This is a genomic window from Mariniradius saccharolyticus AK6, assembly GCF_000330725.2.
GTDB classification, from domain to species: Bacteria; Bacteroidota; Bacteroidia; order Cytophagales; family Cyclobacteriaceae; genus Mariniradius; species Mariniradius saccharolyticus.
Map to the genome: position 1 here is coordinate 16814 of NZ_AMZY02000019.1, position 24032 is coordinate 40845.

General features: G+C 46.1%; 23 protein-coding genes. 6 read left to right on the top strand and 17 right to left on the bottom strand.

Features of this window, described 5'->3' with window-relative positions:
- Position 1: 1 nt before the first annotated feature.
- Positions 2–424 (bottom strand): hotdog fold thioesterase, encoded by a 423-nt coding sequence (locus tag C943_RS17705; RefSeq protein ID WP_008630615.1) that lies wholly within the window; start codon positions 422–424, stop codon positions 2–4.
- A 52-nt stretch (positions 425–476) separates the two neighbouring features.
- On the opposite strand from C943_RS17705, the gene C943_RS17710 reads away from it, so the two are divergent.
- Positions 477–1106, top strand: coding sequence for a histidine phosphatase family protein (locus C943_RS17710; protein ID WP_008630616.1), 630 nt, complete (start codon positions 477–479; stop codon positions 1104–1106).
- Here C943_RS17710 and C943_RS17715 read toward each other — a convergent pair.
- Both C943_RS17715 and C943_RS17720 read right to left on the bottom strand, forming a co-directional pair.
- A complete protein-coding gene (locus tag C943_RS17715) occupies positions 1084–1506 on the bottom strand; it encodes a hypothetical protein (protein ID WP_040481219.1) in 423 nt (140 codons plus the stop codon). The genes C943_RS17710 and C943_RS17715 overlap by 23 nt on opposite strands.
- A 262-nt stretch (positions 1507–1768) precedes the next feature.
- Positions 1769–2443: a hypothetical protein gene (locus C943_RS17720; protein ID WP_008630618.1), complete on the bottom strand. Its 675-nt coding sequence runs from the start codon at positions 2441–2443 to the stop codon at positions 1769–1771.
- Positions 2444–3022: 579 nt separating this feature from the next.
- Here C943_RS17720 and C943_RS17725 point away from each other — a divergent pair.
- The 3 genes from C943_RS17725 to C943_RS17735 are packed head-to-tail and all read left to right on the top strand — an operon-like array spanning position 3023 to position 6328.
- Positions 3023–4552, top strand: a complete 1530-nt coding sequence (locus C943_RS17725; protein WP_008630620.1) for a M20/M25/M40 family metallo-hydrolase — start codon at positions 3023–3025, stop codon at positions 4550–4552.
- Positions 4553–4609: 57 nt separating this feature from the next.
- Positions 4610–5899, top strand: a complete 1290-nt coding sequence (locus C943_RS17730; protein WP_008630622.1) for a VOC family protein — start codon at positions 4610–4612, stop codon at positions 5897–5899.
- Positions 5900–5902: 3 nt separating this feature from the next.
- The gene (locus C943_RS17735; RefSeq protein WP_008630624.1) at positions 5903–6328 is read left to right on the top strand and encodes an SRPBCC family protein; all 426 of its coding nucleotides are present in this window, start codon (positions 5903–5905) and stop codon (positions 6326–6328) included.
- Positions 6329–6561: 233 nt separating this feature from the next.
- On the opposite strand, the gene C943_RS17740 is transcribed toward C943_RS17735, so the two are convergent.
- The 7 genes from C943_RS17740 to C943_RS17770 form a co-directional block, all read right to left on the bottom strand.
- Positions 6562–7113 (bottom strand): hypothetical protein, encoded by a 552-nt coding sequence (locus tag C943_RS17740; protein WP_008630626.1) that lies wholly within the window; start codon positions 7111–7113, stop codon positions 6562–6564.
- Entirely contained in the window at positions 7110–8741 is a 1632-nt protein-coding gene (locus C943_RS17745; RefSeq protein ID WP_008630627.1) for a SulP family inorganic anion transporter, read from the bottom strand. The genes C943_RS17740 and C943_RS17745 overlap by 4 nt, the downstream gene beginning before the upstream one ends.
- A 5-nt stretch (positions 8742–8746) precedes the next feature.
- Complete coding sequence (locus C943_RS17750; RefSeq protein ID WP_008630628.1) at positions 8747–10624, bottom strand: proton-conducting transporter transmembrane domain-containing protein; 1878 nt, start codon at positions 10622–10624, stop codon at positions 8747–8749.
- A gap of 3 nt (positions 10625–10627) precedes the next feature.
- Entirely contained in the window at positions 10628–13117 is a 2490-nt protein-coding gene (locus tag C943_RS17755; RefSeq protein ID WP_008630629.1) for a YbcC family protein, read from the bottom strand.
- 73 nt (positions 13118–13190) lie between these two features.
- The gene (locus C943_RS17760) at positions 13191–13496 is read right to left on the bottom strand and encodes a hypothetical protein (protein WP_008630630.1); all 306 of its coding nucleotides are present in this window, start codon (positions 13494–13496) and stop codon (positions 13191–13193) included.
- A gap of 249 nt (positions 13497–13745) precedes the next feature.
- Positions 13746–14654 carry a sugar phosphate isomerase/epimerase family protein gene (locus tag C943_RS17765; RefSeq protein WP_008630631.1) on the bottom strand — a complete coding sequence of 303 codons (909 nt, stop codon included), beginning with the start codon at positions 14652–14654 and terminating at the stop codon, positions 13746–13748.
- Positions 14655–14758: 104 nt separating this feature from the next.
- A complete protein-coding gene (locus tag C943_RS17770; RefSeq protein WP_157198605.1) occupies positions 14759–15394 on the bottom strand; it encodes a hypothetical protein in 636 nt (211 codons plus the stop codon).
- An 87-nt stretch (positions 15395–15481) separates the two neighbouring features.
- On the opposite strand from C943_RS17770, the gene C943_RS17775 reads away from it, so the two are divergent.
- The gene (locus tag C943_RS17775) at positions 15482–16519 is read left to right on the top strand and encodes a DUF481 domain-containing protein (RefSeq protein ID WP_008630633.1); all 1038 of its coding nucleotides are present in this window, start codon (positions 15482–15484) and stop codon (positions 16517–16519) included.
- Between the two features lie 142 nt (positions 16520–16661).
- Positions 16662–17417, top strand: a complete 756-nt coding sequence (locus tag C943_RS17780; protein ID WP_008630634.1) for an LOG family protein — start codon at positions 16662–16664, stop codon at positions 17415–17417.
- A gap of 130 nt (positions 17418–17547) precedes the next feature.
- Here the strand turns inward: C943_RS17780 and C943_RS17785 are convergent, their stop codons facing one another.
- From C943_RS17785 to C943_RS17815, 7 genes are all read right to left on the bottom strand, one after another.
- Positions 17548–19371 carry a DEAD/DEAH box helicase gene (locus C943_RS17785; protein WP_008630635.1) on the bottom strand — a complete coding sequence of 608 codons (1824 nt, stop codon included), beginning with the start codon at positions 19369–19371 and terminating at the stop codon, positions 17548–17550.
- A gap of 224 nt (positions 19372–19595) precedes the next feature.
- Positions 19596–19856, bottom strand: coding sequence for an acyl-CoA-binding protein (locus tag C943_RS17790; RefSeq protein ID WP_008630637.1), 261 nt, complete (start codon positions 19854–19856; stop codon positions 19596–19598).
- 168 nt (positions 19857–20024) lie between these two features.
- Complete coding sequence (locus tag C943_RS17795) at positions 20025–21314, bottom strand: citrate synthase (RefSeq protein WP_008630641.1); 1290 nt, start codon at positions 21312–21314, stop codon at positions 20025–20027.
- A 287-nt stretch (positions 21315–21601) separates the two neighbouring features.
- Complete coding sequence (locus tag C943_RS17800; protein ID WP_008630644.1) at positions 21602–22021, bottom strand: BrxA/BrxB family bacilliredoxin; 420 nt, start codon at positions 22019–22021, stop codon at positions 21602–21604.
- Positions 22022–22041: 20 nt separating this feature from the next.
- Positions 22042–22371 (bottom strand): DUF59 domain-containing protein, encoded by a 330-nt coding sequence (locus C943_RS17805; protein ID WP_008630646.1) that lies wholly within the window; start codon positions 22369–22371, stop codon positions 22042–22044.
- A 3-nt stretch (positions 22372–22374) separates the two neighbouring features.
- Positions 22375–22806, bottom strand: a complete 432-nt coding sequence (locus C943_RS17810; protein WP_008630648.1) for a SufE family protein — start codon at positions 22804–22806, stop codon at positions 22375–22377.
- Positions 22803–24026, bottom strand: coding sequence for a cysteine desulfurase (locus tag C943_RS17815; RefSeq protein WP_008630650.1), 1224 nt, complete (start codon positions 24024–24026; stop codon positions 22803–22805). The genes C943_RS17810 and C943_RS17815 overlap by 4 nt, the downstream gene beginning before the upstream one ends.
- Positions 24027–24032 lie beyond the last annotated feature (6 nt).

The window sequence follows — 24032 nt, forward strand, 5'->3', positions numbered from 1 at the left end:
CTTACTTTTTGTCAATAATGGCCATGGTGATCCTGCTGATACAGGTGAGTTCGTCATGGCCGTTGTATATCTTGATTTCCCAAACCTGGGTTTTCTTTCCCAAATGGATCGGCTTGGTCACGCCGCGTACCAGCCCATCCCGGACGGACTTGAGGTGGTTGGCATTGATTTCCAATCCTACGCAATGCTGCCTGCTGGTATCCACTGTCAGGGTAGCCGCCACGCTACCCAGGGTTTCGGCCAGGACGACATTGGCACCACCGTGTAACAGTCCGAGCGGCTGTTTGGTTTTGTCCGTAACCGGCATGGTAGCCTCCAAAAAGTCCTCTCCAATCTGCGTAAACCGAATATCCAAAAAATCCGTCATCGTGTTTTTCCCCATTTGGTTGAGGGAATCCAAGCTTAAGTCCGGGGGGAATATCATGTATGAAGGGATAATTGCGTTTATTTGGGCTTCGAAACAAAAATAAAGAAACTTGCTAAGTAAAAAAATCTACCTCGTCCGCCATGGACAGACGGATTATAACCTCAAGGGTGTCGTGCAAGGCAGTGGTATCGACGCCCCGCTCAATTGGAATGGTCACAAGCAGGCGAGGGCTTTTTTTGAAGCGTACAAAAACGTGCCCTTTGAAAAGGTTTTTTATACGGGCCTACAGCGTACAAAGCAATCGGTGCAGGGTTTTTTGGATCTCGGAATCCCGCATGAGGCTGTCCCCGAACTCAATGAGATTTCCTGGGGTCGATACGAGGGTGTCCCGATGACCCATGAAGAAAACCACTACTACACGGATATGCTGGAGCGGTGGGCTTCTGGAGATTTGGACTATGCGATAGAGGGCGGTGAGAGCCCGAACCTTGTCGCGAGAAGACTGCGCAAAGGCATCGACCATATCCTCCGCCAACCCGAACGAACGATCCTGATTTGCATGCATGGCCGTGCAATGCGGGTACTGTTGAGCTTGCTTTTGGGCTATGACCTCAGGTACATGGATACATTTTTACACCGTAATCTTGGATTATACATCTTGAATCAGTCGGAATTGGGGTTTTTCCGGATCGAAAAATACAATTGCGGGGAGCACCTCAAGGATTTGGATTTGCCTTGAGCGCTTTGTTGGCCTTTTTGGTTTTGGCGTTGCGGGCCTCGTAGGATGCCAAAAGCGACTGAAAAGTGGATTTGGACTCGTCCAAGTCGATGATTTGGAAGGCGATCTCATTGAGGGAAGCAGTGCGGTGTTGGTTGACGCGGACAAACAAATCGCCGAGTTGGCAACGGTCAATGCCTTCATAAGGAACCTGTACCAGGATCGCCGCATCGGAATTCCCAGAAAAAGACTTGGTGGTGAAAATATTCATCAAACTCAATTCGATGTAATCGGTACTGGTTTGATACTGCTTCAGTTCACTTTTGTTGAAGATAAGCAAAAACGTTTTCCCCTCAGGATCTTTGGAATAACCCGAGAAGACCAGCATAAACAACACTAAAGCCAACAGACACTTTTTCATGGATGCAAACTAGGCATTTTAAACTTGGAAGTCAATGGTTTTGTTAAGGTAAATATGGGGGATTTTTGAAAGCATCCTGAGGCTGCAAGTCCATGCTTTGCTATTTCCTAGAATCGCATCCGACAGCGATCGGATCTAAAAGTGAGCCGCTGTATACGAAAACCGTATGCCGATAGCTGTCGGCAGTGGTGTGAGAGACACTCCTCACTGACTTAACGGTTGGCGAGGCAGTCTACTCGATTAGCCACCGTTTTTTATTTTTTCAAGATACCCACATTTCTCTTTGTCCCACAATTGTCCATTCTTCACCTTTTCTTTCTACAAATACGATGCTTCCCCAACCACATAATCTACCGCAAGAGAAAGTGTAGTAGAATACAGCTCTTCTATTGTCAGTGCTAAATGCTACACGAGACATTGTCATTGAACCAATTCTTCTCTTGTTGTCTGTTGTATCATTGAACTCTGATTTAGTTACCAACGTATAGTTTCCTGTCTGTGTGATTTTGCTTACGTCAAGTCTTTTTGGGCTTTCGATTTGCTTTAGCTTTTTAATTAACTTAATCCAAGAGGTGTCAACTGGGAAATTGGCTTCGAAATTTTCAAGGTTTAAAATTCTTTCTATTCTGTCGTCGCTCCTATAAGTTGTAAGCGTGTCAAAAAGATAGATTTTAAGCACGGTAGTGTCAAGTTTTCTATCATTCAAAAGAACTTCAAATTCAGCGCTTTCCTTTTCAAATCGTAAACTATCTTCTCGTGTTGACTCTTCCCAAATTGGCATTGGAGGAATCGGAAGAGGTTCATAATACCATTCCGTTCCAACCAATTCTATGAATTTCTGATTTAGAATATTCAATTCTTCATTTTCCTTTTCTGTTGTGGTCGAAATACAACTTGACAGAAACGCAAGAACTATGATTATTAATGATTTTCTCATTTTTTAAATTCTTACTAACGAACATAAAAATCCCCAAGTTCCGCTTGTTTGGATCCATCAGACTGGGTGTCCATTCAGAATCAGTTGGGTTCCTTTGGCGCCGTTAGCATACGAAGTCAACTTTTTGAAAGTAAGAAGAATGGTGGCTAACGAGTTGATTCCCGCAATCAATGAACTATGTATCCCACACGAATTACATAGCGCAACCGTCGCGGATATCTTTCGATTACCTAAACTTAAACCTAAAGCTCTAAAAATCCAACTCGTCCATACGCCATTTTTTCGACCGATTCCCTCTCGTCTCAAATCCCTGTTTTTTCGCCGGATACTTGGTACTTGGTTACCTGTGACGAATATGATTTTCTCGTGGCGCCTGCTGCGGGAACTTGTTTATCCTTCGCGGATTCTTGGATATCAATATTTTCGACTTGGGGTACCGGCCTTAGTCACAATCCACTGGAACTCCATGTAATAGCGCGTTTGATTTCGGGGGATTTTGGATAACTTGGAAATTCAATAGGGGTTTCAAGGCCTAATACTGTAGTCGCGTTTTCTACTATTTCAACAATCTTCATCAACATGCTTTCCAAAATATCTTCCCTGTTTCTTGGGGTATTCCTTTCGATTTCACTCTCTGTGTTTGCCCAAAAGAAAAAGGATATCGACCTCGAAACCGTCACCGAGAAGAACCTGAAGTCCGGCATTGCAATTCTGAATGACCTGATCTCGATTCCCAACGATTCCAATATCCCTGAGCAGCTCTGGCCCAATTTGGAATGGTGTGAGCGGAACTTCGGCCGTCGGGGCTGGAAAACCCAAAGGCTCGAAACAGCAGGTTTTCCGCTGATGTTGGCAGAAATGTCAGTACCAAAAGCCACCAAGACCGTTTTGTTCTACTTTCACGTGGATGGACAGCCTGTCAATGCCAAGCAGTGGGACCAGGAAGATCCCTTTGGGCCCGTATTGAAACAGAGAAACAGTGCCGGAAAATGGGAAACCATTCCGATGAGTCGGCTGGACAATGGGTTCGATCCAGAGTGGAGAATTTTTGCACGCTCCGCTTCAGATGACAAAGGACCCTTGGCGATGTTCCTTACTGCTTGGGATGCACTGAAGGCGGAAGGGAAATCACCCAATTTCAACGTAAAGGTAATATTGGATTTTGAGGAAGAGATTGGTTCTCCGCACCTCGGGCCCGCTGTAAACATGCATAAAGAAAAGCTTGCCGCTGATATGATGTTGATCATGGACGGTCCCCGTCATATATCCAACGAGCCTACCTTGACCTTTGGTGCACGGGGAATCGCCGAGATTACGTTGACCGTATATGGGCCGCGCAACGATCAACACAGCGGACACTACGGCAACTATGCGCCCAATCCGGCATTTCGACTTTCGCAATTGCTCAGCAGTATGAAGGACGATGCTGGGAGGGTTGTGATTCCCGGTTTTTATGACGGTATTTCTTTGACCGAAGAAGAGAAAAGAATCTTGGCTGCGGTACCTCATGACGAAGAGACGGTCAAGAAATCCCTTGGAATTGGTTCCACCGACAAGGTAGGCGCCACGTATCAGGAGTCATTGCAGTATCCATCATTGAATATTCGGGGACTGTATTCCGGAGGGGTTGGAAAAGAGGCAAGGACGATTGTCCCATCTACAGCGCTTGCTGAAATCGATGTGCGGCTTGTCCCCGAGAGCGACCCAGAGCGGCTTTTTGCCTTGATAAAGAAGCATATCCAACAACAAGGGTATCACATTTTGGACCAAGATCCGACCGATGAGGAAAGACAGAAATACTCCAAATTGGTCAAGTGGCAGGGGACAATCTCATACAAAGCCTTTCGAACGCCCTTTGATTCAGCGCCGGGGAAAATGTTGAATAACGCCTATATCCGAGCCTTCGGGAAAGAACCCATCAAGAATCGAATATCGGGAGGGTCTCTGCCAATAGCGCCTTTTGTGGATGCCTTACAGATTCCGGCAGTGACGGTCGTTACGGTCAATTCGGACAACAACCAGCACGGCCCCAATGAAAATATCCGCTTGGGTAATTATAAAGAGGGAATCAAGACCGCTTTGGCGATCTTGACTGAGGAGTTGAAATAAGATTGTGGAGGGACTCGTCCTTCCGCATAAAACAAATTAAACCACAAACTAAACCCTATGAAGAAAATGAGCCATGAGATCCAAATCGTTGCCCCAGCAGCATCGGTTTGGGATGCGGTTGTCGATCCGCACAAATACCGGGCATGGACCCGGGAATTTCACCCAACATCCTATTTTGAAGGCGGATGGGATAAAGGCGACAAAATCCTGTTTTTGGGTCAAGACGATAAAGGAAGTATTGGAGGGATGGTGGCCGAGATTGCCGAGTCTGATTTTCCGAAATTCATCTCTATTCGCCACTTGGGCTATGTGCAGGATGGTTTCGAAGATACGCAGTCAGAGGCTGTAAGAGCCTTGTTTCCCAGTTACGAGAATTATTTTTTGGAAGAAATCGGCGATGGAAAGACCCGTTTCCGTGTCGAGTTGGATATGGATGAGAGCTATTGGGAAATGATGCAGGAAATGTGGCCGAGGGCACTCAAGGCCCTGAAAGATGTAGTCGAGCAAGCCGAATCACCTAAAATTTACCCCTGCCTTTGGTTTGACAAAGAAGCGGGCGAAGCCGCTGAGTTTTACTGCGGTCTTTTCAAACAGGGGCGCTTGCTAGAACAGAGTCCTATGGCGACGATTTTCGAAATCATGGGGACAAAAATAATGGGGCTCAATGGAGGCCCAATGTACCAGAAGACAACAGCCGTTTCTTACTTTGTCTATTGCAACGGAACGGAGGAAATAGATAGGCTGTATGCGGCACTGAGTGTAAATGGCCAAGTGCTGATGCCATTGGACAAGTATGATTGGTCTCCAAGGTATGCATTTGTCCAGGATAGGTTTGGGGTAAGTTGGCAATTGGACGTCGAGGATATCAAATCTTCCCAGAAGATTGTGCCTTGTTTCCTATTTGCCAATCGAAAGATGGGTTTGGTAAAGAAGGCCGTGGACAGGTTCGTGTCGATTTTTCCCAATTCACGCATATTGATGGAGGCGCCGTACCCGCCAGCGGCTGGCCTACCGGAAGGGACTTTGTTGTTTGCCCAGTTCAGATTGGCCGGCTATATCTTCAACGCCATGAGTAGTACGCGTCCCGAGGAGTTTGATTTCAGTCCGGGAAATTCGATGGTTGTCGAATGCGAAACCCAAGCCGAGATCGACCATTATTGGGAAAAGCTAGGTGAGGGGGGAAGGTACGAACAATGCGGTTGGCTTCAGGATGAGTATGGTATTTCCTGGCAGGTGGTGCCGGCGGTGCTTTCCCAGCTGATGGCAGACCCTGGGCGCTCCGGTAGGGTAATTGAAACCTTTTTGAAAATGAAGAAATTTGATATCCAAAAACTTTTAGATGCATAAACCATGAAAAAATCACCGATTACCGTACAGGCAAGCATAGCCGCGCCACTTCAAAAAGTCTGGGATTATTGGACCGGACCTGAACATATCACGCAATGGAACCAGGCCTCCGAAGATTGGCATTGCCCCAAGGCCAGCAATGACCTCAGGACCGGGGGTAAGTTTTCCTCCACAATGGCCGCAAAGGACGGCAGCATGAGTTTTGATTTCGAAGGTGTGTATGATGAAGTTATCCCCGGTGAGTTGATCCGCTACACGATGGCGGATGGGAGGGAAGTCTCGATTTCGTTTGAAGTAAAAGATGGGATGACTTTGGTCATTGAGACCTTCGATCCAGAATCCATGCATTCCGAGGAGCTCCAGCGTGCTGGCTGGCAGGCGATTATGGACAACTTCAAGCGCTATGTGGAAACCATGTCTAGAGACTAGTCCGCATTTTTTTGTGTTTATCGTTTTTCAAACTTGAAAACCGACCACACTTGAAGTAGAATCTGCTACATGAGTAAGATAAATAAAAAACCCCTCCAGAACATCCGGAGGGGTTAGTGTTCCATAGTGCTGGTACTTGTAATTGGCAAATGTTCAACTTGCGGGGGAATCGAATTTGACTCCTTTTTCTTTTTTTGACATCAGTGTTGAATCCAGCGGAATCAGAGCTGGATTTAATTTAATACATAGTTAATCGGCAGCTTGGCATTTTCTTTTTCGATTTCCTCTAGCGGATAGACTACCTCGTCCTCACCCAAGATCATGGCATGGAGGGAAGGCTTTTTTCCGGGATTTTTCCATTTATTTCGGTCGAGGAAAAATTTGAGGTATTGGTACTGGACTTGGAGAAATACCGCCGCCTGAACCAGTTTCTCAGAGCGGATCGAGAACCCGTCGCCCTGTGCGCCCTTGGACATGCCAGCCAAGGCGTCAAAGGTATTGTCGTCCCAAATCCTTTCCTGCAAGCATTCATCGCGCAGTTTGCCCGGAAAATGTCCAAAGAGGACAATTTCCCTGCAGTCAAACAAGTCAATCGCTGCGGCAATCTGATGGAGGGTAAAAATCCCAGCAGCCTCCAGGTTAAGGTCAAACACCGTCAGAAGGCTTGCTTTGCCTCCGCAACTCCAGTTGATCTCCCTTGGCCAGTGATGCGAGCTAATGATCAGCGTGTTGGTTTCAATCTGTTCCAGAAACTCCGGAAGGGATTGGCAAATCGGGCTCTTCATGCCAACTTTGTTTTTTTCAATTTCCTCGAAGCCAGGTCGTGTTCGGACGATTTCCGTAAATGGTCCAATCCACAGAGGGTGAATTTTCCACCTTCATGTTCGTAGGCATGCTGATAGTGATGGAGATTCTCCATGACGGTATGGTCTACCAGATTCGCGTTGGTGAAGTCGATCTTTATCGTCTTTTTTCTAGGGAGTGCGTCGAGCGATTTTTTCAATTTGATGTAGTTGGAAAAAACAGCCGAATGAAAGACATCAACAGTGTAGACATCATCTTTGACTTGGACGGTAAATAGCGGCTTGAACATATATTTAAGCGGCAAGCCGTTTGCTATATGGAGTATAAACTTGGTGGCAATGCCGACTCCAATTCCGATCAGCAGGTCAGTGGCCAGCGTGACAATAATGGTGACTAGGAAGATGGCGAGTTGTTCCCTGCCGATTTTGTAGGTCTTGTAGAATTCCTTGGGCGAAGCCAACCTAAATCCCGTATAGATCAGCATGGCTGCAAGTGCCGCCAGGGGAATTTGGTGGATCAGATTTGGGAAGAATGCCACAAAGACAAGCAGGAAAAGTCCGTGGAAGAAGTTGGACCACATGGTCTTACCTCCGTTGTTGATATTGGCTGAGCTTCGCACGATTTCTGAGATCATCGGTAAGCCTCCGATGAAGCCGGCCAAGGTGTTGCCAATCCCAACTCCGACCAAGTCCTTATTCATGTTAGACTTGCGTTTGTAAGGATCCAAGCCGTCGATTGCCTTAGTGCTTAGCAAGGATTCCAAGCTGCCTACTAGCGCAAACATGATGATGTATTTAATCGAAGTGCCGCTCAGGATTTGGGAGAAGTCCGGAAACGTGATTGCACTGAGTAGATTGTCAGGCAAGGTGACGAGAAACTTCGGTCCGATCGTGTATTCATGTCCATCAAGGAAAAGGTACTTGTGCTCGTGCTCCAGGTCAAAATAGATACCCAGCGGAATCGCTACCAGTATGACGATCAGCGGCGCAGGCAGCATTTTGAGGTATTTGTTTTTGAACAATGGAAAAAGAAACATGATCGCCAAGCTTACGAATCCAATGATGGCAATGTCGGGGTTCATTTCGCCAAATGCTTGGGGAATTTCCGCCAGAAGTTCCAAGGTCTCTTGTCCAGTTGCTTTTGCCCCAATGAGTGTGAAAAGCTGCTTCGCGATGATGATGATACCAATCGCCGCCAGCATGCCGTGCACTGCAGCCGAAGGGAAAAAGTCGGCCAATACGCCGGATTTGATCCAGCCAAAGACGATTTGGATGATGCCAGCGATCACGATCACTGCAAGCGTGAGTCGATAACCCAACATGGCATCTCCTTGGCCAAGTTCGGTGACAGCGCCGATTGCAATAACGATAAGGCCGGCCGCAGGTCCTTTGATCGTCAGTTGTGAACCACCTAGGAAACTGACCAATAGGCCACCAATGATGGCTGTGAAGATTCCCGCCACAGGCGGAAATCCCGATGCCATGGAAATACCCAGGCAAAGAGGCAGAGCAATCAGAAATACCAGAAAGCCCGAAGTAAGATCAGCTTTCCAGTTTTCTTTGAGACCGGCGAGACCAGTCGAGGGGATAGCGTGTTTTGAAGTCTTCATAGTGATTAAGAAGATGGAAGTGCTTTTTGATGATAATTTTTGATATGAGGGCCCAAGAAAACCCGGGCATAAATCCGGATCAGCGCTATTCCACCAAGAATAAAGCTGATCGCTGCAAATGAGGCCAGCAGGTATTGGTCCTCGTGGATATGGCTGTAAATCAGATCAAGTCCGATAAATGTCGGGCTGATCGGGAAGCCCATGACGCCAAGGGCGGTAAGCAGGAAAAATAGCCCGTACTTTGGAAATCGGCTGCCATGGCCGTAGTATTGGTTCAAGTCAAAGTGGTCGGGCTCTTTTTTCCTGACTTGGTCCAGCAGCCAGTATCCCAAAGTTCCGGCAATCGACACACCGCTGAGGTAGATGAGCGTTTGGCTGAAGTCAAAGGTCTCATTGAACGATACCCCGAGCGCGATCCAGAAATGGTTGGCCATGACAAGCATTAGCGCTAGACGTGGATAATTCCTTTCGGAAAATGCCTTGAACACCAGCATCATTCCAATAAATGAAAATAGCCCGGGGACATAGTGGCGAACCTGGACAGGAATCCATTCTTGATTGAAGTATAGCACCAAGCCCAGTCCATAAATCGGCAGGAAGTAGAGAAGCAGGTTCCGGGGTGTCAGGAAGTCGAGTTTTCGACCGATCTTTTTGATCGGATGGAAGACATACCGATTGAAGAACCTGTCCAGATTCCATTCCTTGAGCGACAGGATATAAAGGCTGTATTCCAACCTTTTGGGGAAGGTGTCCTCCAAGCTGATTTCTTTTGGCTGGAAATGGTAAAACTGATCCCGGATCATATAGGCCACGACCGACGGAGATACCAGCAATTGGTAGGTCCGGAGGAAGGCATTTCCCGCAAAGTGGATCAGCGCCAAGACATGCCAACCCAGCGCCACTTCGACAAACATCAACCCGATCTGCGCGATCGACGCGTAGGCGATTTGGGTTTTAATCGTGGATTGGACCCGAGCAATGGGATAGGCCACGAGCGTAGTGGCCAAACCGACGGCTCCGATGAGGATTCTTGCAGTGAGCTGGTTTTCCCAGTATGGAAAAGTTCTCAGGAGCAGGAATACCCCGAAATGAACTGACAGGGAGCCGTAGAAAATCGCAGAAGATGGTGTTGGCCCTTCCATTGCCCTGGGCAACCAAGAAGAAAACGGCAACTGGGCTGATTTGGCCGCAGCCGCAAGCAAGAGACAAACGGCAATGAACAGGCCAATTCCACTGTGTTCCGCGATATGTTTGTTGACCGTTTCTTCGTTGAGTAGCGTGATGAAGTTGATGTTTTCATGCCAAAGGTGATGGCTAGCCCACATCGCCAGGATGATTCCGATATCACCAATCCGATAGATCGAAAACACCTTTACTGCATTCCTCACCGGTAGGTATCTTTCCCTGTAGAATGCAATCAGGAGGAAAGACGAAATTCCCAACATTTCCCAGCCTACAAAGAGGGTTTCAAAATTACCTGCGAGGACTGTCAGGTTATAGGCCAGGTAGAAGAACAGGACGGTGTTGAAAAACCGCTTGTAGCCGTCTTCCATATGGAGGTAAAACCTGCTGTATCGGGTAATCAGAAACGTCACAAACGCTCCGACGAAGAGATAAACCGCTGTAATTCCATCGAAATACAAATCGATGAGAAATCTGTAGCTCCCATTGTCGTATATCACCAGTTCTGGGATATTGATCGGGTTTCGCCCACCGAGAATCCATCCAATCGTGAAGACGACAATGACTAGCAGGTGAACACTTACCATTCCGACAGCCAGACGGGAAAATCCAGTTTCATTTCCCGACCCAATCAGAAGCGAAGCCAGGAATCCAAATAGTGGAATCAGGACAAATGAGCTGATGATCAATTGGTTTTCCATGATTTAGGCCAATAGGTAAACGGGTAGGTTTTCGGATGTCGCTTCGAGGATCTTGTCCAGATCCTGCGCCTTTTCGATCTTATCGGTGATTGGCACATAGGGTATCAATTCACCTTCCTTCAATACGAAAGCCTCTTTGGTATCTGGATGGATACAGGCTAGCCGTACCCATTCATTGGCAAACCATTGGAAAGTAGGTTCATGAGCTTGGATGGTTTTCATCAGCACCTCCGGATAGTGCTCCACTGTTATCAATATCCTAAGCGGGTCATGGATATTGATCATCTGGAGTGGCAAGCCAGTCCTGAGGTCGCCATCCATACCATTGGCTACTCCGACCAATCCCATGACATTGTGTGGCAGTTTGCTTCCGGCACCAAGCATATGGTTGTCGACTTTGGAGAAATAGTATTCCAAGTTGATGCCTCCACAGACGGGAGCAACGGCTTTCAGAATACCCAGGAGGTATTGCCCGTCGGGATCAATCTCGTGGTCATAGGAATTTAGAAATGCACGTTTGTCGAGAAAAAGATGCTTGTTGTTGGCCCTTTTTCCCACGACACAGAGGGCATTGGTAGCGTGGTTCCACTCTGGACGCGGCTCAAATAGCGAGAGCGCCCTCAATTTCACCTGTTCATGGATTTTTGCGGCATCCTGCGTGGAATCTATGGTATGAAACCTTCGGGAACGTTCCTTTGCATTGTAATTCAAGGCAATTTCAAATATCGACTGGTTTCGCTCATGGATAAGTTTCGAATCCATTTCAAGTTGATCCAGATCGTAGAACTCCATCTCATCCCGGGTAGTATCGTGCAGTCCGCCAACAAACCGTGTGCTTTCGGGAATGTCGATTCCGCGAAGTCGAAGCTGATTTCTGACCTCGGGATTGTTGCCAATCGTAGCTACCACACGGGCATTGACCGAACCTGACCTGCCACTGCATGCCCCGCAATCGTAACCCGCATAGTGGGTATTGTTGACACTGCTGGCACCGTGCCCGATGATATAGATGAATGGAGCGAAATCCTTGACCAAGCCAATACTCTTCAGCATGCCTTCCAGACTCGTGGTCATCTCCTCCAGGGTAAAGCCCACTTGCAGTCCGTGGTGGTGATCAGGATTTTTGCATTCGATACTCAGTTTGCCTTTCGGGTCCATGTGCTTGAAGGATGACACCATCGCAGGTGTCTCTCCCGGCCTCAGGATATTCTTTGCCATTTTGATAGCAGACCAAAATCCCATCGTCTGGGAAATGGCCCAGCCACCGAAAATGCCTTTTGAATGCTTGCTGAAATGTGCGTCCTTCTCGTGACGGATTTTGGCTTCGGTTTCCTTGATGACATGCTTTGGCGTTACGGGTGCGGGACAGACTTTGGTCATGAACTTGCCGTGCTCCGGTTGGAAGTAAAAGGGCAAATTGAAAAAGCCTGCTGTTCCAAATGTCTCACTATCGGGAGCAAACCGTTCGATGTATCTGCGAATGGAACATTCGCGATCATCTATGCACAGGACTGCCTGAAAGCTCTTTTGATTCTTAACACCATTGGTTTTTGGCTTAATCTGCAAGCCTTTGATGACTTGGTCAAAATAGCTCCATTCCAAAGCCTCCTGCCATAGTGAAAGCATGGTAAACCATTCGCTTGGCTGGAATTCTTTGAACAATCCCGGAAAACTGTCCTCCACATGAAGTCCAAGCGGCGTCCAAGTGCCGTTTCTTCTTCTGTCAAGTGCGTCTATTTCCAAAAGAGACTCCAGGAAAATCAGGTCGTGGAGCGAAACCTTCTTCTTGTCCAAAAGGGATTGGGGCTGATGCTCCAATACTGCTACCATGCCCGACCAGCCTGGATGGGCAAATTGCTGGTCAAACAGATATTGGGCATAGCGCTCCTCTTTACCGACCAATATGGCCAAGAGGTCCTGCAGTTTGGTTTTGGGATCAAATAGTAGGTTCCTTGCCCGTGAACTTTTTAGACAAGCCGTAAAGCTGCCTTCCTCGAGTTTTCTGAAAGAAGTAAGAAGCCCTCCATTTCCAGCTGGAAATTTCCAAATCGCAATCCCCTGGTCCAGATAACTACTCACTAGCCTAAACAAGGTCTGATGGACTTCTTTGTCGAGATTGAGGTTGTAGGCTTTGCGCCATTGTTTTCGAAACTGGCCGATGGTCGGTTTTGGATATTCTTGGACGGGGCTTTCCAGCATAAGTTGTTTCCAGCGTTCGAGCTGGTCTTCGCCCATCTTTTCGCGAATTGCCCTTTCAAGTATGGCCGGCTGGATTTTGCCTCGGTGGTACAGGTCTTGGAATTTTTCCAGATCCCAATAAACCTTGTAGCCAAAGGTTTCCGACGCGATTTGCAAGGCCATGTGGAATGGCAAATCCTGAAAGGCATGGAGTGTGTTGTGGTGCACAAAATCCTTCAGCGGGGACTGCGCAGGTAAATAATGACCCAGTTCATGTAGAACATGATGCAGGTCAAATGAAGTCTTGGAATTCATTTGTTTGGGAATGAAATAAATGAAAGGGAGAGGGCATATGGCCCAATCTGAAGTATAAAGTCGGTTTAAAAAATCAACCCAAGTCGGACTTCAGACAGTGAAAAAGTAGATACAATTTAACCCTGGAATAGGATAGGAATTGCCCATTTGTGTCTGATAGACTGCCTCCGAAGATACTGATCGGATATCCTTTACTTGCAGTGGCAAAAAATATATCAGAACCATTTGTTTCCGATTCGGACTCTTTTTCCTCTTTTTCTTCTTTCTCTTCGCTTTCTACCGTCGCGGACTCAATGCTGCTGGGGTCGGAAATAGTTTCGTGCTCGGAGGATATTTCGGTACTGTTAAGGAATTGGAACCCATCATTTCCTATTTCCAATTGGTGTGATTGGGCCCCAAAAAACAACCCAAGAGCAAGGCACAAAAAGAAAAGTGTATGAAAGACTATATGGTCATTCATCTTTTCAATCCTTATCGACGGCCTCTGTTTCATTTATTACAGTTAGCAACATCAAATGTAAGCTTATTGACAATCTTAAAGGAAAATTTTTGCAAATATTTTAATGATGTGTGACAGAGGTTACAATTCTAGAGAACCTGATTTCGGTCACGAAATGATCTTGATTCATCAAGAAGCTGCGATTTCCGAGATAAACGTCATCCCTTCCCGGTATTCTTCTGCGGTCTGTAGATGTTCAAGCATCAATGGAACTTCAGGGAGTTTTCTCAATTCAGCCACAAAAACCCGATAGTCCATTTTTCCCAAGCCCGGCCTGACTTCTTCAAATTGGGGCATGAATGTTCTTTGCTTGAGCACGAGGTCTTTGGCATGGCAGCTTTTGATATGGGGGCCAAGTTTGGCAAAACATTCCTTTATCAAATCTCCGTTCTTGTAGAAAATAGCGGGACTTGTGACCATGTTGACCGGATCGAGGTGTACTGCAAAGGCCTTTCTATCTATAGCCTTGAGCAGTTGCAGATAGGAATCGGCTGACTCAGGAAATATCCACGGCATTGCCTCCAAGGTAAAGAAGGTCCGTTTTGGATTGACCTCATCAATAATCTTTCGGGTGACTTCCACGATTTGGTCAAATGTATCTTCGGAAAAATTCTCCTCATGGGGCCCGGACCAGTTTTCTTTGTGCCTGGATCCGGCGATATTGACACAGCAGTTTGCGCCAATCTCCTCTGCCAGCTGCAGGGAGCGCACGCATTTTTCAAAAGCAGCATCCGCAGTCGCCTTATCGGGGCTCAGTGGATTCGACCAAGCACCAACCTCGGAAATCACTATATCCGCTATTTTGGCCGCTTTTTCGTAGGATTTGATCGTCGATATGTCCGCGTCCAGTCCAACGGGACAGTAGGCAGCACGGCAACCAAGTTTTTGTAGGATTTGGACCCAGGCTTCCGGGTTGTCATATTTTTCGAACAGAGGCACTCCGATTCGAAGCCTTGAATTTGAAGCAAGTGTTGGAATCCCTGTCAGTGCACCCGCAGATGCCAACAGGGCTATTTTATGAAAATGTCTTCGGTTCATACTTTTGGTAGCTTTTAGGAGACATGGGCAGAAAGCTTAACGGGATTTGGGACAAAAAAAGAAAAAGGCCCGCGATTTTGGCGAGCCTTTTATTGAATTGAAAATTATTTCGTTCCCGCTATGACCCCATCTTTGATCATCCTATCCACGACAACTCTGGAGAAGGTCATTGCCGCGGATTCCAAATTGGATGGGTTGACGGTCTCTGACTGTGCAGACCAGACCATTGTTCCGGTTGAGAGGTCAAACAATTTGATTTCCACAAAGTAGGACTTGTCGGTGGCATAATAACCCGGCGTATAGGCCATTCCACCATAATATCCGTAGTATCCGCGGAAGCCATATCCCGCCATTGGGTACGCAGAACCTTGCACATACCTGGTTTCTGACGTTTGGTCTATAAGTCCCATGGTCATGATGGCATCACTGCTTCCTTTTTTGATGATTTCTTCGATATGCTCCGCGTTCTTTTGTTGAATGGCAGTACCGGGGCCGATTGCATCGACGCTGGCCGTACTTTTGACGCCTTTTTCCTTCAAAATGATGGCCATGTCCTCCTCAAAGGTTTTTCTGTTGATGAAATTGTCCGAAAGTCCCAGGATGAAAATATCCTTGAACGTCTTTGTGCCAAGTTCTGGGGACTTCCATGATCCGATGATTTTGGTGTTGGGGGCACAGGATACCATCAGAATAAAAATGACAATTGGAAAGGCTGCAAGTAGTCGAATTGGGGGTCTCATGGTTTTGGTTTTTTTTAACAGGTTAAATGAATGTTGAATTTACCAACATTCAGCTATTTTTGGTGAACGGGTACGTTCAAATTTTACATGCTACAAAAGATTCGGTTGATTTTTCTTGTATTTGTGTTTCAATGGATCGCTGTGGAGGCATCTGCACAAGAACGTGATACGCTTCATCTTCGCAACGGCCAAGTAATGATTGGCAGACTTTTGGCGATCACACTGGGCATCATCGAGTTTGACGATGCTGACTTGAATGTACAGAATGTCCGTTACCACAAAATCAAAACCATCAGTGCGGGTTCAAGGACCTTCCGTATTGAAACAATTGACAAAAACTTCTACTACGGTGTACTTAAGCCCTCCAAAACTTACGGTGAAGTAATCATAGACAACTCTCTCGAAGAAAAAGCCTACCAGATTGCTGACATTTATGAGCTGAGGGTACTGGAAAACCGGTTTTTGAAAAAAATAAAGGGTACGATTTCCTTTGGATATTCCTATACCAAATCGAGTGATATTGGTAGAAGAAACATCGACGTGAACCTTAAATTCACGGAAAACAAGTTTAACGTTGCATTGACTGCATCATCAATATTCACCAATAACCAGGGGGACAAGACTCGGGACCGGGAAGGAATACTTCTTAACGGCTTCTATGATTTGGATGAAGTTTGGTTGACCGGTTTGTTGTTGAATTACCAGCGAAATATCGAGTTGGGCCTAGATCGAAGGTTCCAGCAGGGTTTGGGAATAGGTAGGCGGCTGCTTTTGAAAAACAACCTTCAGGGTGTTTTGGTGTCCGGCTTGGTAACGAATCAGGAGAGAGACCTGGAGGAAAATTCCAGCGGGAGTTTGTATGAATTTCCCGTTCAATTTTCAATGAATTATTTTCACTATTCTGCACCCAATATTCAGATTTCTTTTACCTCGGGCATGTATTTTGGCATCAATCAGGACGGAAGAAAACGTTTTGATGGTGAAACGAGGATTAACTGGGAAGTAATTTCCAACCTTAATCTTGGACTTCAATTTTACTCAAGCTTTGATAATGCATCCCTTGCAGGAAGCAGTAACAATTACGATTATGGTATCGTTTTCAACTTGGGATATAAGTTGAAGTAGGGATTTGCCGGGAATAAGGCAATGAAAACGATCCATGCAACAGCTGGAAGTGTGTCCTATACATTTGGTGGAAACAGGAAAGTGAATGCTTCGGATTTTAATACAGACAATTTATCAACATCAATAATTTGCTTAAACCACCATGATTAAAGAACATTTTAAAGGCTTTTCGCCTTTGGTAAACCCAGAGGAAGAGGAGTTTTTCGCAGGTCCGCAGACGCGTTGGAAGGAGTTTAAGTTTTTGGTCAAAGTGCTTTTGGAGTTTGTCCGAGGATTCCGGATGCTGCACTTTGTGGGTCCATGTGTTACGGTTTTTGGCTCAGCGCGTTTTGAGGAATCAGACAAGTTTTATCAATTGGCGATAGACGTGGGAGAGAGGATCAGCAGAATGGGTTTTGCTGTCATGACGGGTGGTGGTCCCGGAATCATGGAAGCAGCCAACAGGGGTGCAAAAAATGTAGGGGGAAAATCAATCGGTTGTAATATCATCTTACCATTTGAGCAGCACCCCAATCCTTACCTGGACAAATGGATGAACTTCAAATACTTCTTCGTGCGCAAAGTTCTCCTATCCAAGTATAGTTATGCATTTGTGGTAATGCCGGGTGGATTCGGCACCTTGGATGAGTTTTTTGAAGCACTGACGCTTATCCAAACAAAGGTAATGAGGCGATTTCCGATCGTGCTGATGTGCAGCGATTTTCATGAGCACCTCTACGATTATATCCGTCACATGGCGGAATATGGCACCATCAACAAGTCGGATTTGGACTTGTTCCTATTGACTGATTCGGTCGAGGAAATGGAGACCCATATCAAAAAATACGCGATCGAAGGTTATGGTTTAAAGAGAAGGCATGAATTAAGACCTGCGGGCATCCTCGGAGAAAGGCGATGACCAGGCAACATGGAACCCGATAGAATCTCCTTAGTTCCTTCTTTCATCTTAGTGCAAAAAAAAACGCAGTCCACTTGGAACTGCGCTTTTTATGAACCTTTATAAACTAACTAACCTAAATTCTTTTGACTTATGGTTTGGAAATCTCCATGTTTACGGATTTTCCTTTGATGGTATTGTTACGCATCACTTTGATTACGTGCTCTGCATCTTTGGAAGGGACGTCCACAAAGGAGAAGTTGTCAAAGATGTCGATTCCTCCGATGCTCTTTCCTGGGATACCGGTCTCACCTGCGATGGCCCCGACGATGTCGTTTGGTCTTACGCGGTCTTTCTTTCCGATATTGAGGAAAAGACGCTCCATACCCGGTTCACGCACGCCTTTGTCACGTGGTGCCCGGTCTGAAGAACGATCGCTTCTTTCAAACCTAGATCCTCTTTCGGACCTTTCACCTCTTTCAAATCTCTCTCCTCTTTCAGGTCTGTCACCTCTTTCGAATCTGCTACCCCTTTCGAATCTTCCACCACGTTCTCTTTCCCTGCCGCGTCCGAAATCCCTGTCACGGTCTCTCTCACGTCCACCTCTCTCACGTCCACCTCTGTCACGGTCCCTTCCGAGATCCAAGTCAAAGTTTTGTTCTTCCATTTCGTGGACTGCATCGGCCATTTGGATTTTAGCAAGACCAAGTACAACTTGTTCTAAGCTTAGGCCTTCTGCCAACATTTGTCCGATTGCCTCTTCATAGAAGCTGTTGTCCTCTTCCTTGGCAAGCTGCTGATAGACCTCCTTGATCAGTGCAGCCTTCTTCAATTCTACCAAGTCAGCTACTGAAGGCGGATCCATCCTATTGATGTTGGTCTTGATAAACCTTTCAAGATCCTTCAGTTTCTGCATGTCTCTTCTACCGGTCACGAAGCTAATGGCTGTTCCGGATTTGCCGGCGCGGCCTGTTCTACCGATCCTGTGTACGTAGTTTTCTTCGTCCAAAGGCAAATCGTAGTTGAATACAGCCTCCACATCATTGACATCGATACCTCTAGCTGCTACGTCTGTGGCAACCAATACAGAAACATGACCTTTTCTGAATTTGCCCATCACTTTGGAGCGTTGCGCCTGGGAAAGGTCGCCATGCAGTGCTTCTGCCTGGATTCCCCTTGCCATCAATTCCTCGGTGACTTCGTCTGTGATTCTTTTGGTATTACAGAAAACCACGCTCAGGTTAAACTGATTGAGGTTCATCAATCTGGACATCAACTCCAGTTTCAAGGATGGTTTTACCTCGTAGTATACCTGAGATATATTTTCTACCGTCAACTCTTTCTTCAATACCTTGACAATCTCGGGATCGTTTTGGTATTTTTTTGTCAAATCCAAGATTGGCTTGGGCATGGTCGCTGAGAAGAAGACGGTTTGTCTTTCCTCAGGACAATCGCTGAGAATGCTTTCGATGTCTTCCCTGAAGCCCATGTCCAACATCTCATCCGCCTCATCCAACACGATGATGCCAACGTGATCCAGTTTAAGCGTGCCACGATCCATGTGGTCCATGATACGACCTGGCGTACCGACTACGACTTGCACACCTTTTTTCAGATCCCGAATCTGCCTGTCCATAGAGTCACCACCGTAGATACAAGTGGATGAAAGGCCCTTTTTGAACTTTGACAATTTGACGATTTCGCCTTCCACCTGCACGGCCAATTCCCTCGTAGGGCAAAGGATGAGTGCTTGTGGCTTGTAAAGCGTCACATCGACTTGGTCGATGATCGGAATAGCAAATGCCGCTGTCTTTCCGGTACCAGTTTGTGCCTGGCCGATGACATCTTTGCCTTCCAACAACATTGGGATTGTTTGTGCTTGAATGGGTGAGGGATGGGTATAGCCCATATCCTCCACCGCCCTCAGGATTTCTTCCGAAACCCCAAGGTCTGAGAATAATAATTCTTTTTCCATGAAATGTTTCCTTACTTTTTCTCGCCATGCTCTCCTAGAATTATCCCGGTCATGCGACAGTAAGGAAACCCACGGCTCGAAAAATGTTTATGATTAATTCGGGTGCAAAGGTATGGTAAATAATTCTGATCGCCAAATCAATCTGGAATATTTTTAGAATAATATCAAAAAAATGAATGGATTTCTAATCAAATATTCTGAAAACCCTTGGTTTCGTTGCGGAATTACATATATTTTGTCGAAAGGCTATTTACCAATTCGATATAAGCGGAAGCAGCATCTTCTTTGGATTTTCCCTTCAAAGCAAGCCAAGAATTGTATTTCGCTGCCGCTACAAAGTCAAATCCACCCGGCCTTTCTTCGTTGTTATCTCCTTCGGTAGCCTGCTTGTAAAGGCTGTACAATTTCAATAATTCCTCGTTACTTGGTTTGGAAGTAAATCTCTTGGTAAGGTCAAAGGCCTCTTGCAGTGTATTTGCTGTCATGTGTAAACTCGTTTTGATGTTTTTGGTTTCCAAATATAAATCCTTGACTCAAAAAAACCAGTGGGGTTGTTTTTTAGCTTAAATTCTTTTGGACTTTGGTAGGTCAAAAAAAGAAAACCCAAGCAGAATGGTATTGCTTGGGTTTTTGTTGTGAAAAACGGAGAATGCTTACCCTCTTTTATTCATTGAAACGTAGCCTCTTGTTTGGGCGCCAGTGTAGATTTGGCGGGGTCTTCCGATGGGCTCGCCGTTTTCGCGCATCTCTTTCCATTGTGCAATCCATCCTGGCAGACGGCCCATGGCAAATAATACCGTGAACATGTCGGTGGGTATTCCCAATGCCCTGTAAATGATGCCGGAATAAAAATCAACGTTTGGATAGAGTTTTCTGTCGACAAAGTATTGGTCATTGAGCGCTGCGTACTCTAGTTCCTTGGCGATTTCCAAGACTGGATCATGGACACCCATCGCTTCCAATACGTCGTCCGCGGCTTTTTTGATGATTTTGGCCCTCGGGTCGAAGTTTTTATAAACCCTGTGACCGAATCCCATCAGTCTAAAGGGGTCGTCTTTGTCTTTTGCTTTGTTGAGGAATTTTTTGGTATCGCCACCATCTGCTTTGATTGCTTCGAGCATCTCGATTACAGCTTGATTGGCACCGCCGTGAAGTGGTCCCCAAAGCGCATTGATACCTGCTGAAATCGCCGCGTAAATGCTCGCTTGGGATGAACCAACCATCCGGACAGTCGATGTAGAGCAGTTCTGCTCATGATCCGCATGAAGGATGAGGAGCTTGTCCAAGGCTTTGGATACGACAGGATTGACTTCGTATTTTTCGGCAGGAAGTGCAAACATCATCTTGAGGAAGTTGGAACAATAGTCTAGGCTATTGTCTGGATAATTAACTGGGTGTCCGACTTCGTTTTTGTAAGCCCACGCGGCGAAGGTTGGCATTTTGGCCAAGAGCCTCACGATACTCAGGTTTACGGCATCTTCATTTCTAGTCGGATCCAACGAACCGGGGTAAAATGCCGTCAAGGAACAGATCAGAGAAGAAAGAACGCCCATAGGGTGGGAGTTGGACGGGAATCCATCAAGGATCTTTTTGATATCCTCATGCACCAGGGTATGGTATGTTATTTCCCTGGTGAACTTTTCGTATTGTTGTTGGGTAGGAAGCTCGCCATAAATCAGCAGGTAGGCTACTTCCAAAAATGTGGATTTTTCAGCTAGTTCTTCGATACCATAGCCACGATAACGAAGTATTCCTTCTTCTCCATCCAAAAAGGTGATTGAACTGGTGGTCGAACCGGTATTTTTGAAGCCTGGATCTATGGTGATTAGACCTGAGAGCCCCCTCAGTTTGGCAATGTCGATCGCCTTCTCATTCTCGGTTCCTTCGATCACTGGGAGTTCAAAATCTTTTCCCCCATAGGAAATTTTCACTGTTTCGGACATATATCTGTTTTTTTGTTTGAGCAGATTTTTGAATTAAAATGGTAAACTCTTAATAGCGGGCTTAAGTTAGCAAAAACGAGTATTTTTTACATGTTCTATTATATTAGCCGTGCTTTTTAATGAATAAAGTTTCACAATTAGTGGGTGGTGGGCTATTTTCATGACCGCTAGATATGAATGCTGGGACTCGTAATCGTTTGGTCCTGTTTCTATATAAAAAGCCATTGACTGTTACGTTGGACAATATTCAATGCCTGTATATAAAAAAAGCCCCGAAGGGCAATTTTTTATTTGCAGAAATGTTCGAACACTTCCACCAGATGGTCACCGATCATTTTGGCGTTTCTGCCTTCGATATGGTGTCTCTCGATGAAGTGCACCAACTCACCATCTTTAAACAGCGCCATGGAAGGGGAAGAAGGAGGATAGGGCAGGTGAAGCTCTCTTACCTTGGCTACAGCGTCTCTGTCGTTGCCAGCAAATACTGTTGCCAAAACATCCGGCTTCGCGTCACTTTGGTCAAGCGCATACCTCACGCCAGGCCTTGCCGCTCCTGCTGCACATCCGCAAACGGAGTTGATGACGATGAAGGTCGTGCCTTTATGGTCTTTCAGGTGGTTCTCTACCTGTTCGGCGGTTCTGAATTCTTGAAAGCCAACGTTGGTCAATTCAGAGCGCATCGGAGCGATTAATTCCTCTGGGTACATAATTTTATTGCTTTTTAAGTTTATAGAAATCCTAATTCAAGTTTTGCGGCTTCGGACATCATGTCCTGCGAGTAGGGAGGATCAAAGGTCAATTCCAATTCTACGTGGTTTATCCCTTGTATCTGCTGGATTTTGTTTTTGATCTCAGATGGTATGAATTCCGCCGACGGGCAATTGGGCGAAGTCAGGGTCATTAATATATAGACATTATTTACAGGATAAACGCTGATTTCGTAAATCAAACCCAATTCATAAACGTCCACGGGAATCTCAGGATCATAGACCTGTTTGATGGCATTGATGACCTTCTCCTTGAGCTCCTGGGTCGAAATTTCCTGTGTTTCAGCCATGGTTTATGCATTTTGTTTGGCCTGAAAGGCCAAAGCGTAAAACTTCATTTGTTTGATCATCGAAGCCAATCCGTTTGAACGCTGGGAACCGATGATGTTTCCCATGCCGATTTTGTCAATGAAATATAAGTCGGCGTTGGAGATTTCCATGGGTTTTCTTCCCGACAGCACCCGTACCAAAAGACTGATTAGCCCCTTTGTAATATCCGTATTCGAATCTGCTTCAAAGATGACCCTACCGTCGACTTCGTGTGCTGTTAGCCAAACCTTCGATTGGCAACCCTTGATGATGTTTTCATCGACTCTTTCCGCTTCGGGAAATTCGGGTAGCCCGTCACCGAGTTCCATAATATAGTAAATAGTGGATTCCTTATCGTCCCCCAAGATTTCAAACTCCGATATGATTTCGTCCTGGACTTCCTGAATGGTACTCATTTGTTTTTGATTTTGGCAATCCTTTCTACCGATTCGGCAAATTTTTCAACTTCTGATTTGGTATTGTAAACAGCAAATGAAGCCCGCACGGTTCCTTCGATGCCAAATCTTTGCATCAAAGGTTGGGTGCAGTGATGTCCCGTACGTACCGCAATTCCTTTGGCATCCAGCATTACGCCAACATCGAATGGATGCATTCCGTTGATGTTGAAGGAAAGCACGCTTACCTTTTCTTTGGCGGTACCGATGGGAATAAACCCTTTGATTTTGGAAGTCAACTCCACAGCATATGCCAAAAGGCTATCCTCATGTGCCTTGATGAGCGGTTTGGTGAGCCCTGAGATGAAATTGAGTGCTTCTCCAAATGCTATTACATCCGCAATATTTGGAGTGCCTGCCTCAAATTTGAAGGGGATTTCATTGTACGTGGTTTTGGCAAAGGTTACCTCTTTGATCATTTCTCCGCCACCTTGGTACGGAGGCATCTGCTCCAGGATTTCTCTTTTTCCATACAAAACACCCAAACCAGTCGGCCCATAAAGCTTATGGGCAGAAAACGCTAGGAAATCACAATCCAAGTCCTGCACGTCGATTTCCAGATGGCTCGTCGATTGGGCACCGTCCAATAGCACTTTGGCACCAACGGCATGCGCCCGATTGATTATCGCTTTGACCGGGTTAATTGTGCCGAGAGAATTCGAGGCGTGTACAATGCTCACGAGCTTCGTCCTCGGGCTCAGTAATTTCTCAAACTCATCGAAGATTATCTCGCCACTTTCCGAAATTGGAATTACCCTCAACACTGCTCCATTTGCTTCGCAAAGCATCTGCCAGGGAACAATATTGGAGTGGTGTTCCATGGTCGAGATGATGACCTCGTCACCTTTTTGGATAAACTTCCGTCCAAATGTACTCGCTACAAGGTTGATGCTCTCTGTAGTTCCTTTTGTGAAAATGATCTCTGCCTCTTCTTTGGCATTGATGAAATCCCCGACCATAGTTCGGGTATTTTCATACTTTCTAGTCGCTCGGTCTGCCAAGGCATGTGCGCCTCTGTGAATGTTGGCATTGTCATTCGCGTAGTAAGAATTCAGAGCTTCCAAAACCTGTTTCGGTTTTTGGGTCGTGGCCGCATTATCGAGGTAAATCAAGGGTTTTCCATGCACTTCTTGGTGAAGCACAGGAAAATGCTCCCTGATCGATTCGATGGTAAATGGCATTGGTTT